The sequence below is a fragment of the Natronogracilivirga saccharolytica genome (assembly GCF_017921895.1).
Lineage (GTDB): Bacteria > Bacteroidota > Rhodothermia > Balneolales > Natronogracilivirgulaceae > Natronogracilivirga > Natronogracilivirga saccharolytica.
In genome coordinates, this window is sequence record NZ_JAFIDN010000005.1 from 66,345 (window position 1) to 81,534 (window position 15,190).

Here is a 15,190-nt window from a genome sequence, read left to right on the forward strand (position 1 = left end):
CGGCAACGGTTACGGTGGTTGAAAATGGGTCCCTTTCTGCGTATTGTGAACGCATATGCAATGAAACCATGACTCACACATCCTATTTCTATGTACCGATTTCTACTCTGCTGCCTTCTTACAGTCATAATCTCATCCACGGCAGCTCTTGCTCAGAATACATCATACGTGTTCCAGGAAGGTCCGCTGAACGAAACCACCAGCTGGCAGGATGATGCCGGGGATTATCCGGAAAGCTTCACCGCAGATAATCAGGAATTCATCATATCCGGAGAAGCCGAAACCGACGGCGACTGGACTGTCGGCGGTGAGGAAACCGTCCTGGTTATCGATACCGATGCCGATATCACTTTCGCTCAGGATTACACCGTCACACTGGACGACATCACCGTATCGTTCACCGAAAATGGCGGCGGACTGCTGGTGGCAAAAGGCGACCTGGTCCTCACCGGAGATCTGACCTGGGAATATGACGATCCCGCCCGTGTCTGGAGCTTCGATTACCGTGAAAACGGCGATCAGACCATCAGTGCCGGATCCGGCGCACACTTCCTGGTCTACAACTTCCGTTCTGAAAAAGTGACCGGCGAATTCAACCTGGCCGCTTTGTCAGAAAATAACAACGGGAACCAGGATGACACCACCGTCCTGCAAACCCTCAATAACTTCCGGACCGAATACCGCAATGAGGCCATGTTCCGCGATCACGGCAACACATTTGTCGTGGGCGACGACATCCGCCTGCGCGGAGAATCCGCCCGCTATGAACTCACCGGCACCCTCGAACACCGCGTCTATGACGGCAACTCAGATTACGAATACGTCATACCCGATCTTAATCATCTCCATATCATAGCCCGTAACGACGGCAATCCCCGTTTCCGCGATGATGAAGTCTATACCCAGAGCGTCACGGTAAACGGCGACATGACCATCGACATGGAAAGCGAAGGCGATTTTGACTTTAATGATGTCCTGCTCTCCATCGGCGGTGACTTTACCATTACGCACCACCGCGGTCCCGTCGACGGGCGCTTCGGCGAAATCGACATGGATGATGCCGAAATTTCCGTTGCCGGCGACATGATCGTCAGCGTTTCCAAGGACGAACCCGACTTCGATGAGAACATTGATGCCGATGATGCCGTGATAACGGTAGGTGGAAATCTGTACATCAACGCCGTGGACAATGGCGAATTTGATTTTGATGCTTCTTCCTTCACGGTTCAGGGCAATTCCGAATGGATCATGAACAGCGGCGGAATCATCGATCTCGACGAGTCGGATGTGACCATCGAAGGCAATCTGGACATCGACGCCAACAGTGTGGAAGACCTGGAATTCGGCATTGCTGTGCTGACCGTCGGCAACAACATGGAACTCACCCATCACCGTCCGGAAGGCGCCAATGGCGAAGGCGAGGTGGATATGGACGAGTCAACCGTCACTGTGGGCAATGACCTGATCATCCGGTTGTCCAAAGCCACAGCCGACGGCGACGAAAACATCGACGTGGATGACTCTGAAATCACCGTTGGCGGCAATTTGTATGTCTTCGCCGAAGACAACGGTGAGTTTGATTTCGATGACGCCACCATTACCGTCGGAGGTGAATACGCCCGTTTCCAGGCATCGGGCAGCGGAATCCTGGACATGGACAACGGCACACTTTACGCCGCCGGGGATGTAGAGATTCTGGTGGATGCCACCTCCGAGCTGGACCTCGATGATGCCGTTTTCGAGCTGGAAGGTTCTCTGGAACTGACTGCAGATCAGGCTTCCATTCTTGAAATCGATGAATTTATCGCCCGTTTTGTCGGTGAAAACGATCAGTCCGTTTCCGGAATTGCCGGACTCCCCTACTACCAGCTGATCATCGAAAAGGATGACGGCGAAGCCACCCTTGAAGGCGATGTCACCGCTGAGGATCTGTTCCGGGCCTCCGTGACCGGGGATGCGGTTTTCCACGACGCAGGTTATACCATTGAAGCCGGAAACCTGGCCGCTTTCCAGGGTGCCGATGAGAACGTTTCGCTGGACGGAACTCTGCTCCTGTCCGCAAACAACGGCAGCAGCGGTGCTGAAAAAACTCCCGGAAGCACGCCCGCCGAAGAGCACACCGAAGGTATCATTACATTTGACTACGAACAACTGACAGCCGCCGATGTGGCCTTTGAGCTGTTTATTCTGCCTCAGATGAGTACGGATCCCGTCGGACCGGCCGGACAGTTCACCCTCTCGGAAGAAAACGAAACGGCATCGGCTGAGCTGAACTTCGATCTTGAATCGCCGGTATTTCTGTTCCGTCAGGTCCAGCAGCAGGAAAGCGGCCCTGTAGCTATTACCAATCTTGCATGGGTGCTCACTGATGACACCTCCGCACCCGTCACCGAAACTGAAATTCCCGATGACTTCAGGCTGGAACAGAACTACCCCAACCCGTTCAACCCGGACACGCGTATTGAATACGCCATTCCGGAAACAGCCGGCGTAACTCTTGAAGTCTTCTCCGTGGAGGGCCGCCGCATCGCCGTTCTGCAGGACGGAGTTCAGGATGCAGGTGTTCATACAGTCGAGTTTGACGCCACTTCACTTTCAAGCGGAACCTACATCTACCGCCTGCAGGCAGGTGATGTGACCCTGACCCGCACCATGATGCTTCTGAAATAGTAACACCCGCTGCTGATCCGGGACACTTGCTCCGGTCAGCCCGCAATTTCACAGACGTAAAACAACGAACGGTTATCCGGAGCCTTGAATGGACCGGATAACCGTTTTTTTGTTAAAGGCTTAAAGGCACAGAATGTCAATGACAGATTGCAATGTCAGTTGATCCTACAATGAGCGAAGCCAGGCGATTTCGTCCGCCCAGCGGGCCGGTTCGGTGGTCTCAAGTATCATGGGCACCTGTTCCAGCCTTTCATCGTTCATGATCTTCTCAAATACGGTGGTGCCCATCGTCCCTTCACCGAGCGGCGCATGGCGGTCCACCCGGCTTCCCAGCTCCGATTTGGCATCGTTGAGATGCAATCCGCACAGCTTGTCAAGTCCGATGATACGGTCGGCCTCCGACATGAAGTCCTCATACGCCTCCGGTGTGCGCAGATCGTACCCGGCTGCATGGGCGTGACAGGTATCAATGCAAAATCCCACACGCGAAGGATCGGCCACCTGACCGATGACCCCGGCGATATGCTCAAGACGATTGCCCAGATTGCTCCCCTGTCCTGCCGTATTTTCAAGTACAACCGTCACTCCCTCGGTCTGTTCCAGCATCAGATCGACCGTCCCGGCAATGCGCTCCAGACACTTCTCTTCGCTGATTTTCCTGAGGTGGCTTCCGGGATGGATGTTCAGCTGCGGGATCCCCAGCTGCTCGCACCGCTGCATTTCATCAAGCAGGGCGGCTCGGGATTTTTTAATCCCCTCCTTTTCCGGATGGCCCGGATTGATGAGGTAACTGTTGTGCGGAAGGATTTTCTTCCCTTCAAACCCCATCTCCTCACAACGCTCCCGGAATGATCGGATCACGGCCGGATCCAGCGGCTTTGCTTTCCACTGTCTCTGGTTTTTGGTAAACAGAGCAAAGGCATTGGCCCCGATTTCCCGGGCATTCAACGGCGCATTGTCAACACCGCCCGCCGCGCTCACATGCGCACCGATCCACTTTCTATCGTTACTTGAAGCCATATTAATCACAACTTTTATGTTATTTCCGTGTCATCATGTTACAGGGAATCTCGTCTCACGTTGATCAGCAAAGCAAAAATGAATCAATAAACTCAAAAAAAAGAAGAGGAACCCCCGGATGCCTTTCACAGCCGAAAATTCCTCATCCATATTTTCACAAGTGATTTTCTCCTATGCTCTGCTTCAGAAAATCACTCTTCCGCGGGCAGTTCCACACCCAGCTCCTCGAAATCAAGATGAAACCCCGGCATTTCCGGATCGTCCTCGAGAAGATAGGTCTCGAACCACTGAAGCATTCTCAGATTGTAGTCAAACCGGGATGTGGAGCGCGTATTGCCATGCCCCTCATCAGGATACCATACCAGCCGGACCGGAACTTCCGGTTTGCGGACCTTGATATGGCGATACAGTTCGAGCGACTGCCCCGGATGCACCCGGGTATCTTCTTCCCCGTGCATGATCAGCAGCGGTGTCTGGGAATTGTCTACATGATAGATCGGACTGCGCTCAAGATTGCCCTGCCAGTCATCCCAGATCCGCTTGCGCGAATGCACCAGATACAGTTCTTCCGGAATGTCGCTGGTTCCCCACTTGGATAAATTGTTGCTGATGCCCACGAACATCACGCCGGCTGCAAACCGGTGCGAATAGCGGGTCGACATCCACGCAGTGGCATATCCGCCATAGGAACCGCCGGTAACCCCGATGCGATCTTCATCGGCGATGCCCTGCTCTATCAGATAATCCACGCCGTCAACAATGTCATCAAACTCCGCACCGGCCAGGTCGGCCTGACTCGATGTGATAAACTCATGGCCGCGCCCCGTGCTGCCCCGGTAATTCGGATAGAACACGGCAAAACCCCGGTCGGCAGCTACCTGCCCCGGGAGCGAATATCCCGTCAGCCAGCCGTCACTGTAGTGTGCCTCCGGACCGCCGTGAACCATGACTATGGTCGGATACGGCCCGCCGTCTTCCTCGACCGGATAGATCAGGAGTCCTTCAATATTGCGTCCGTCGCGCGCATCGTGGCTGATAACCACCTGGCGTCCCATCGGAACATCCTCAAGCCAGTCGTTGGATACCGTCAGCCTTTCGGGACTGCCGCCGGGCTCCATTACAAACACTTCATTGGGATGTTCGGATGTCTCAGCTCGGAATACAACGGTGCCGTCATCTGCATAGCTGAACGCATTCAGGATCGGACCATCGGTGTCAACTTTCCGCTCAAAACCACTTCCGTCCGGGTTGATGGCGCCGAAGGACCTTTTTGTGCTTTCGCTGGCAATGAAGCGTATGCGGCCGTCATCGGACCAGGAAATCTGTTCAAGTTTTCCTTCGAATTCGTGATAGATATTTTCGGGTACTCCGCCTTCACTGGAGACCACCATGACGCGTCCGTCAATGGGATCGTGCAGATTGTGGCCGGCACGCAGGGCAAGCTGTTCGCCGTCGGGACTCCAGGTGATCTGTCCCAGCTTCCCTTCATTTTTAATTTCATTGATGACCGATCCGTCCGATGCATCAACCACCTTGACCTGCTGAAACATATAGAAATCATCGATGTGCGGTGTCGGTGTTTCCGATATGGCCAGTTTTTCCCCATCAGGACTCCATTCCATCAGATAGACCGAACCGTCCACCTCAATTCGCTGCGCTTCATCTTCATCAGCCGTCAGATCAACGATGTAAGCTTCACGGTTGGGAAGATACTCTTCATACACCGTGGGTTCGTAGGGCAGCGGGTTATCGGGAATGCCCAGGTCCTCCCGCGTCACAAGCGAAAACCGGTTGCCGCAGGGACTCCAGCTGTACGACATAACCCCTCTGTCATGATGATACAGGCGGGTGATCTGAGCGGTTTCCGGATCTAACTCATACAGCGAAACAGCATCATCCTCGGATCCGCGTGTAGTGAACGAAAATGTATTGTGTCCGGATCTTGCCTGAAGGTTTCCGGGACGGCTTGCAAGCTCCACCATCCGGGATTCACCGGTCTCGAGCTCGAGAAGATACAGTTCGAGATCGTTCGGCTCGTTTTTTTCTACAGGATCATGCTGTATAACTTTGGTATAGGCCACATAGCCGGCATCTTCCGATACAACGACTGTGCCGATCTGCTTGATTTCTGCAAGCTGCTGCGGGGTTATTCCCTCTGCGGCGGCCGGAACAGAGTAAAAAGCAAGAAAAGTGCCTATCGCCGTTGCGATCAGCGCCTTTCTGTGAAAATTCAGTAACAATGATTTGAAATTCATAGGCTGGAAATTTTGACTGTTCGTGAAATGGTACATGATGAATTGTGCTATAGATACGGAATTTGCCGGAATTTTTCAGCCGGGAAACAAAAAACCCCGCCTCCGGTCAGGGAGACAGGGTCTGTAATCGAGGTTTATATCGCATTTACCCGGGACCAAAGGTGCCCGGGCCCGGTTAGTTACGTTGTTTTTCCGGGGTCTATCAGTCTTTTTGAAATGCCTTTCGCAATGGCTTCGGAGCGGGAATGTACCTGCAGCTTGCGGTAAATATTGCGGATATGGTACCGCACTCCGTCAACGGACAAATAAATTTCCTTGCCGATGGCCGTGTAGGAAACACCGGTGGCCAGTTTATCCAGTATCTGATGCTCACGTTCGGTCAGTTCATTTTCACCGCCTGCCTGGTGGAATGTGCTGATGACTTTCCGGGCAATGTTCGGAGTAATCGGTGATCCGCCGTTCCAGGCGTCGCGTACTGCATCCACCAGTTCTTCCGGACTCACTTTCTTCATCAGGTAACCCATTGCCCCGGCTTTCAGGGCATCGAAAATGTGCTTGTCATCATCAAATACCGATGCCATAATGATGACGATATCCGGATACTGCTGCCTGATATGCCGGACACCCTCAATGCCACTCATACCGGGCAGACCGATATCCATGATCATCAGATGAATGCGCTGCAAATCGGCAGACTCAAGGGCTTCTTCACACGAGCCGTAACTTCCGACGACATTGAAATCCTCTTCCAGATCAAGAAAGGCCGTCCAGCCGTCCCGCATGTATGCATTGTCTTCCACAATGCCAATATTAATCAACGATGTTTGCTTGTCCATAATATTTTGTGCTCCGGATATCCGTGCATTTCCGGATCTCACGTTATGTCCCGCTTCCGGTATTTGTATTGTCTCCAAAATAAGTCCCCGGCTTTGTGATGATAACGGTTTCAGAATCTGCTGTCATTTTATTAAGCACAGTAGAAACTAAAACATACTTCAGCTTCATGCACCGCATAATCATGCGGTTTTCTTACAGCCGGATTCCAAGTTTCCAGCAGGTTCCGTCACCGGGCCGGGTATCCAGTTCAAGCTGCCCGCCTATCTGTCCGGCCCGGGCACGAATATTCCTCAGGCCGTTTCCGCTTTTCTTTTCGCTGCTGTCAAAGCCACTGCCGTTATCGGCAACCTCCAGGCGCAGCCGCCCTCCCGAATGTTTCATCGAAACCCGGACAAACCGGGCGCCGGAGTGCCGCACCGCGTTGGTTATCATCTCCTTGAAGATGAGCCACAGATTTTTGCGCACCTGCATGTCCATCCTGCCGGGAATGTCACCATCCACATCCAGCTCGTATTCAATGCCATGACTTTCGAAACAATCCGAGGCATACCTGCGGCACTTCAACGCAAAAGACTTCCAGTCATCATGCTCGGGATTAATGGCCCAGACAATATCGGTGATTTTTTCCTTGGCATCCCCGGCACTCTGGGATATCAGGGAAACAAACCGGCTTTTGTCACCACCGAGTTTTTCGTTTTCAATGGCCCTGGCAAAAAAGCTGATACTGCTGAGCGTGGCACTGATCTCATCATGAAGGTCACTGGCAATGCTGTTGCGCATCCGGTGGACACGGGTGACCTGATGCAGACGGATGCGGTAACCGGTGTAAATCACAAGACTGCCGGTAATTATGTAGATCAGGTAGGCCCACCATGTGCGGTACCAGGGAGCCAGCACCTCCAGGTAATAGGGAACGGACTCGCTGGTGACCCCGTACACATTCCGCGATTCAACCAGAAACCGGTAACGCCCTTCCGGTATGTTGGTGTAGTCTCTCTGCACTTCATCAGACCACGGGAGCCAGTCGTCATCGAACCCCTCCATTTTGGTGCGGTATTCGGTTCGCTCGGGCTGATGATAGCTCAGGGCCGAAAAGGTGAAACGTAAATCGTTGTCCTCATAATCCAGGACAAGAGGTTCATCCGGGTCGCCGCCGGTAACAACAGAGTCACCCCTGACAAGCACATCACCGATTTTTGTTTCAAATGACCGGTACTCATCAAATTTCCTTTCCGGGTCATGCCGGATCACCCCCTTTTCGGTTGCAAACCAGACATGTCCGCCGGCATCGGCATATATCGCATTGCTTTGCCGGTCATCAATCCGGCTGAGCAGGCCGGTTTCGACATCGTATGTACCGTCATCCTGCAAACGGGCAACCTGATACTGTTCACCGGCGCGAAACCAGACGTTGCCGCCGTTGTCCTCCGTCGCCCAGAAAACCTGCAGCCCCGGTTCTGTAAACCGCTCACCAAAACGGCTTGCCGGAAACAGCGAATCTGCGTCAGCATCATAACTCATAAGTCCCCTTCCTGTTGTCAGAAAGAATGTTTCCCCTCCGATTTCGGCTACCGACACACGGCTTTGCCTGTCCTCCTCATCCATAACGTAGGTCAGTTTGTGCCCCGTGATGTTACCGTTTTCCTTTTCAAATTCAAGGCGATAAAGCCCGTCCGCCTCGGTTCCCATCCAGACGAAATCATCAGAACACCTTGCTATGGACTTGATGCGGTGACCGGTGCCCTCAAAACGGTACAGCACCTCGTTTTGTCCACCGTCAAAAAGCATCACCTGAATTTCTTCACCAGTGCCGGCAATCAGCGTATCGCCGCGAAATTCACCTATGGCCCTGGGACGGAATTCCGACAGCACCTGCTCAAACCGGCCGTCTGCGTACCGGAAGACCCCTTCGGTGCATGTCATGTAGAGACCCGACCGGTGGTGGTGAAAGTTCCGGCAGAACGTCTTGCCCTCATGAAACTGCGCAACACCATCCGGTCCCATATGAAAGGCTCCGCTGGCCGAAGCGAGCAGCAGGGTATCGTTTCGCATGGAGACGTTAGTGATGGTTTCATTTATGCCGTTGCGATGGTCGTAGCGTCGAAACGGCAGACTTACATCCACCCGTGAAATTCCGTTGACCGTTGCCAGCCAGAGCGAACCGGAGTCATCCTCATATGATCCGTACACGGAATTGCTTGGTAATCCATTATCACTGTTCAGAATCCGAATGACCTCACCGTCCGCGGTCAGCTGGACGATGCCTCCGTTCCGTGTGGCGATCATCAATGTGCCGTCAGACAGGACTCTGGTGTTGTCGATACCGTTCTGTTCAAGGTACTCCGACGCCCCATGGTCAAACTCACGGAAATCACCGTCATCGTACTCATAGCAATTACGAAAGGAACAGAAAAACTCTTTTTCTTCTGTCTGCATATAACCCATCAGAGACCTGTCGGAAAAAAAACGGCCATCTTCCCACGGGATAAGAGTGTTTGCCCGGACTTTTTTTATCCCTTTTTCAGCCTCACGCGTATATATGTTTCCGTCCTTTTCGAAAAGCAGCGAAAAACGGGTGTCGGTTTCATGATAATGCACCTGATCCCCGTCATAAAAAAAGACGTAGCGGTTGGAGTGGAAAAAAACACCGGGTTCTGCCGCGACCACACCCCAGATATTTTCAATATTCAGAGTGTCAGCAACACCGGGGAGCAGTGAAACATATTCATATGAACGGGAGTGTGTTCGTGAGCTCCGGGAAATGTAGCCGAAATCGCCCGCCCCACCGACAAAAACGGTCCCATCTGAATCACTTGTTATGCTGAAGGTTCTGCGGCCGGGGACGGAGATGGAATGCCACCGCACACCGTCATACCTGAGTACCTCTCCGGTATTAGCCACAAACAACATACCCTCATCGTCTGTTGTAAAGCCCCAGTTTTGTACATGTCCGTCATATTCTTCTGCCGATATATTGGTGATGAACGGGTAACCGTGCCCCGAAACGGTCTGCCCGGCGCAAGCATCTGTTCCGGATAACCAGACTGCAGCAATGAACAGCCCGATGATCTTTACATGTTTCATACGATCCCGCAGTTCCAATACATTCCTGTGCATTCTGCCCACTCCTGTGCATCCCGCTGTGTCGTGCAGAGCATCAAGAGTGACACTTCAGCCGGACTCACTGCCCGGGCTTTTTTTATACCCTTTCGTTGCCAATCGGATTTAAATATAAAAAAAACCTGCTTACGGTTCGGGATCTTTCGGTTCGATAACAATTATGTCTTCTTTGTCATCGCCATCACCTGAGCTCCGCAACAGGGTACTTCCGGAATCATCGGCTCCATCGTGTTCGGATGTTTCCTGGTCATCTTCGTCCAGAAATCTCATTTTGTATGCAGTAACCGTTTTGTCGGGAAAATCCGGATGACTGTTTGTGACCTGCCAGCCAAACAACAAGGTTCCTGCCCCCGTCTGAACCGCGTAGTTGGAACGCTTGTCAGTGATAAGAACCAATACATCACCCGGGTCAAATTCCATCTTTTCGCCGCTGCGCAAATCATTTTTCTCCGCAACTGTCCGGCCGTGTGACAGAACAGCAATACCGATGTTCAATCCGGAGCGCGAATTGGTTTTGTTTATAATGGTCTTTTTGCGGTTGTTCATAAATTCTCTCCTCTTTTTTTGATTTCACGCACAAATGCACTGCCGATATACCCTGCATGATGGTACGCAATCGCTAACAAAAAAAACAGCCGGACTGAAGACAGCAACCGGACAGCAATCAGCAATCCGCCACATTATGGCGCATAAAGGGTCTTGCTTGTATCGGGCGGAAACAGCAGAATGGGGCAAAAAAAAAAATCCTTCCGCATCCCGGCTGTGCGGGACACGAAAGGATAAGCGCGCTCAAAAACGTACGCCTTCTCTTGTAAACTCGGAAAACCTTGTAAATCCTCTTCGCAGGTCAACATTTACGGAAACAATCTTCAGACTGTTCCCTCATCGCATTTCCAGAATACAAAATGCCGGCCTGCCTGTCACCGCATGATCATGCGGTTCTGCCTGAAATTTTCTCACATACCCGGAACCGCCTGCAATCCGCGACCGTCAGCAGGGTAATATCAGGATGCTTCAAAGAGAGAAGGATGCCGCAAAGAGGATAACCCGCACAGGCATGACACACCGTTGCCGGCGGCACAGAACTTGCTCATAGACTTTTGCCTGTCAATTCACTATCGTTAAGCTTTGTGTTACACGCCACTTGAATCCGTCATCCGGTACGGACACATCCGTATATTCCGATGTGCCGCCACGCCTTTACCGGCATCCGCGATGACCGCCGGATGCGGAAACGAACACATATCCGGCGGTGTTGAAATGACATCGGCGATAAACTTCAGATTACCAGGACATTTATTTATTAAAAAAGACCACGTGTTATGAGCAACGATATATTCGGAATTGTAAAAGAGCTGAAGACACCCACCGGAACGCATAAATACTACAGCCTCCCCGGACTGCAAAACCAGGGCTATGATGTGGACAAGCTCCCTTTCACCATTCGGATCCTGCTGGAAAATGCACTCCGGAATTATGATGATTTCGCCATTAAAAAAGATCACATTGAAACATTGCTGTCATGGAGCCCTGATGGCGTTCCGAAAGACATCCCCTACATGCCGGCCCGGGTTCTGATGCAGGACTTCACCGGCGTGCCTTCCGTGGTCGACATCGCCTCCATCCGATCGGAAGTGGCGCGAAAAAAAGGCAGCAAAGCTGCCTCCGGCATCAATCCGCAGGTCCCTGTCGATCTGATCATTGACCACTCGGTTCAGGTCGATTTTTTCGGCACCACCGATGCATACCGAAAGAATGTTGAATTGGAGTACGAGCGGAACCAGGAGCGGTACAGCCTGCTCAAATGGGCCCAGCAGGGATTTGCCGACTACAGCGTGCTTCCCCCCGGTCTCGGTATCTGCCATCAGGTAAACCTCGAATATCTGGCGCAGGGTGTTTATCTGCGAGACGGCTTTGCATTTCCGGATACGCTCGTCGGTACCGACTCCCATACACCCATGGTCAACGGCATCGGCGTGGTCGGATGGGGTGTCGGCGGTATCGAGGCCGAAGCCGTCATGCTCGGCCAGCCGATTTACATGCTGAACCCTGAAGTGGTTGGACTCAAGCTCACAGGATCCCTTCCCGAAGGTGCAACATCCACCGACCTGGTCCTTGCCGTAACACACTTTCTCCGCAGCCACGGAGTCGTTGGCAAATTCGTCGAGGTATTCGGCGACGGACTCGATACGCTGACCGTCCCCGACCGTGCCACCATCTCCAACATGTCCCCGGAGTTCGGCTGCACCGTGACCTTCTTCCCCATCGATGACCGTACCCTCGACTATATGCAGCTTACCGGACGCAACAGCCAGCACATCGAGACCGTCGAGGCTTATACCCGCAGCAATCTGATGTGGCGTGAAAACGAAAACCAGATCCGGTACACCGAGCAGCTTGAGCTGGATCTTGGCGATGTCGTGCCTGCCATCTCCGGACCCAAGCGGCCGCAGGATAAAATCAGTCTCACTGATGTCAAAGACTCCTTTGTCAAAATCATGAAAGATTCCTACCAGCGGGACTATATTCCATATGAGGATCGCGAGCGCTGGCTGGATGAAGGCGGAGAGTTCCGCTCAACCAGGCCAGGTGAATCTCCTGCAGAAATCCCTGAAGAAACCGATGTCGCCGTAGAGACAAAGGATGTCACCAGTGACGGCATGAAATCCGTCCAGGTGAAAACCGGTGACACCGAATTCATGCTCAGTGACGGTTCGGTGGTCATTGCCGCCATCACCAGCTGCACCAACACCTCCAATCCGTCGGTTATGCTCGGCGCCGGACTCGTAGCCAAAAAGGCGGTGGATATGGGGCTGGATGTCAAACCCTGGGTCAAGACCAGTCTTGCTCCGGGATCCAAAGTCGTTACCCGGTACTACGAAAAATCCGGACTGCTTCCCTACCTTGAGGCACTGGGATTCCATGTTGTCGGATACGGATGCACCACTTGTATCGGTAACAGCGGGGATCTTCCGCCGCACATCGCCAAAGCCGTTGAGGAGAATGACATGGTAGTCTCATCCGTGCTTTCAGGCAACCGCAACTTTGAAGCCCGCATCCACCCCAGCATAAAAATGAACTTTCTCGCCTCACCCATGCTGGTTGTGGCATACGCTCTTGCCGGCCGTGTTGATCTCGACATGATCAACGAACCGCTCGGATACGGACCGAACTTTGAACCTGTCTACATGAAAGATATCTGGCCGACCGAAGCGGAAATCCGTGAAATAATGGAGACGGTCATCACCCCGGAAGACTTCAAGGAAAACTATGCTACCCTTTTCGAAGGCGATGACGCGTGGAAAGCACTTGAGGCTCCCACCGGAAAGGTCTATGAATGGAGCGATCAGTCCACCTATATCAAAGAAGCTCCGTTCTTCCTGGATATACCCGGAGAACCTCAGCCGCTGGACGATATTGTTGATGCAAGAACACTGCTGGTCCTCGGCGATTCCATCACTACTGACCACATTTCACCAGCCGGAAAGATCGGAGAAGATACACCTGCCGGGAAATACCTGATCAGCAAAGGGGTCAAACCGCAGGATTTCAACTCTTACGGGTCAAGACGCGGGAACCATGAAGTGATGATACGAGGCACATTTGCCAATGTCAGGATCAAAAACCAGCTTGTGGACCGGGAAGGCGGATGGACCATCCACCATCCGTCCGGTGAAGAAATGCCGGTTTATGACGCCGCCCAAAAGTATGCTGAAGAACAAACCCCGCTGGTTGTACTTGGCGGCAAGGAGTACGGTAGCGGCTCATCACGTGACTGGGCTGCCAAGGGCACAAATCTGCTTGGCGTAAAAGCCGTCATTGCAGAAAGTTTCGAGCGGATTCATCGCAGCAACCTGGTAGGAATGGGAGTGCTGCCTCTGCGTTTTCAGCCTGGTGAATCTAAAGAGAGCCTCGGTCTTAAAGGCGATGAAGAGTTCACAATCACCGGTATCTCCGAAGGCCTGTCACCAAACAAGGAGCTGGATGTCACAGCCCGCAAAAAAGACGGCAACGAGATATCTTTCAAAGCTGTAGCACAGCTGAACTCGGAAGTCGAAATTGCCTATTACCAAAATGGCGGCATTCTGCAGTATGTACTCAGAAGATTCCTCAAGGAAGTCTGATGTACACAGGATCATATTGAGATGGGAAACGTCCTGCCGGGTTAACCCTGATATTTTTAACTCAGTAAAGAGTGATGGCCTGATCCCTCTTTTTTTAAAAAAGTGCCCCGCTGTAATAAGAAAATTCGTATTATTCCCCGATCAACTTTATTGATCCTCTGCTCAGCGGTGTTCTGTCACCTGGCAAAAACTACAAGCTTTCCGAAAATATGACGCTTGTATTGTTTTGTGACTTTTATAATGTTTACAGTTATTGTACACGGGGGTCCATCGGTTTTAACACTGGTTACTACAGCAGTTTGAATGCTTTTAGTCATTTTCAACAAATCGGCAGGTAAAGGAAAAACAAAAGGCGTCGTCGGCAAATTATGCGACGAACTCCATGATCTTGGAGTTTCCTATAAAAAAGTTGAAAAAGCTGATTTTACCAGAAAAACAGTGGACAACCTGTTTGAAAACGGGAATGTAACCAGGGTTATCATCTGCGGGGGTGACGGCACCGTCAACCGTACCATCAACACTCTGTATGACTATCTGCAGGACATCGAGATCGGAATTGTACCCTGTGGATACGGCAACCTGATCGCCAAATCACTTGATGAACCGGCATCACTGGACTCATTTCTCTCGGACAGTTACCACTCCGATCTTCCTGAAGTAAAGGTCGGAAAAGCAAACGGACGGATTTTTCTCAATGTCGTTTCCATAGGCTCAACTGCTGATACCGTTGCCACCGTAGAGTCCTTTCGCCGGACGCCCCCGGGATCTGTCATCTACAGGGCACTCGGCGGCATCTTCACCCACACCATTTTCTTCTTTCTTATTCAGTTCAAAATCCTGTTTTTATACGTATTCAGAGACTATCCCTCATCCATGGCCTGGATGCGAACCAACAGTGAATCCAGGGAAAATCCTTTTGCCCTGTTTACCGGAGTGAGGGAGACCATCGGCCAGTACAAATCACTTTATCTGCCCAGAACACATTTTATTCCCTGGAAAAAGGATCATAGTCCCGTCAATTCCAGAGAGTACACCATTGAGCACGATCATCCTTTTTTCTGGCAGACCGATGGCGAACCCCATGAAAAAACGCGTACCCTCAGGATCTCCTTTGGCTCAAAGAAACTGAAACTGGCCACTATTCAAATAGACTGCAAATAGCTC

Annotated in this window: 8 protein-coding genes; 3 read left to right on the forward strand and 5 right to left on the reverse strand. The window is 52.0% G+C overall.

Going from position 1 to position 15,190, the window contains the following annotated elements; all coding sequences use genetic code 11:
* The first annotated feature begins 90 nt into the window (after positions 1-90).
* Positions 91-2,670 (forward strand): T9SS type A sorting domain-containing protein, encoded by a 2,580-nt coding sequence (locus NATSA_RS07855; protein WP_210511470.1) that lies wholly within the window; start codon positions 91-93, stop codon positions 2,668-2,670.
* 165 nt (positions 2,671-2,835) lie between these two features.
* On the opposite strand, the gene nfo is transcribed toward NATSA_RS07855, so the two are convergent.
* The 5 genes from nfo to NATSA_RS07880 form a co-directional block, all read right to left on the reverse strand.
* Entirely contained in the window at positions 2,836-3,690 is an 855-nt protein-coding gene (gene nfo, locus NATSA_RS07860; protein WP_210511471.1) for a deoxyribonuclease IV, read from the reverse strand.
* Positions 3,691-3,881: 191 nt separating this feature from the next.
* A complete protein-coding gene (locus tag NATSA_RS07865; protein WP_210511472.1) occupies positions 3,882-5,945 on the reverse strand; it encodes an alpha/beta hydrolase family protein in 2,064 nt (687 codons plus the stop codon).
* Positions 5,946-6,124: 179 nt separating this feature from the next.
* On the reverse strand, positions 6,125-6,781 hold the full coding sequence (locus NATSA_RS07870; RefSeq protein ID WP_210511473.1) for a response regulator transcription factor: 657 nt from the start codon (positions 6,779-6,781) through the stop codon (positions 6,125-6,127).
* A gap of 193 nt (positions 6,782-6,974) precedes the next feature.
* Entirely contained in the window at positions 6,975-9,866 is a 2,892-nt protein-coding gene (locus tag NATSA_RS07875; RefSeq protein WP_210511474.1) for a sensor histidine kinase, read from the reverse strand.
* A gap of 162 nt (positions 9,867-10,028) precedes the next feature.
* Positions 10,029-10,448 carry a hypothetical protein gene (locus tag NATSA_RS07880; RefSeq protein WP_210511475.1) on the reverse strand — a complete coding sequence of 140 codons (420 nt, stop codon included), beginning with the start codon at positions 10,446-10,448 and terminating at the stop codon, positions 10,029-10,031.
* Positions 10,449-11,224: 776 nt separating this feature from the next.
* On the opposite strand from NATSA_RS07880, the gene acnA reads away from it, so the two are divergent.
* Both acnA and NATSA_RS07890 read left to right on the forward strand, forming a co-directional pair.
* Positions 11,225-14,026, forward strand: coding sequence for an aconitate hydratase (gene acnA / locus NATSA_RS07885; RefSeq protein WP_210511476.1), 2,802 nt, complete (start codon positions 11,225-11,227; stop codon positions 14,024-14,026).
* 303 nt (positions 14,027-14,329) lie between these two features.
* A complete protein-coding gene (locus NATSA_RS07890) occupies positions 14,330-15,187 on the forward strand; it encodes a diacylglycerol/lipid kinase family protein (protein WP_210511477.1) in 858 nt (285 codons plus the stop codon).
* Positions 15,188-15,190 lie beyond the last annotated feature (3 nt).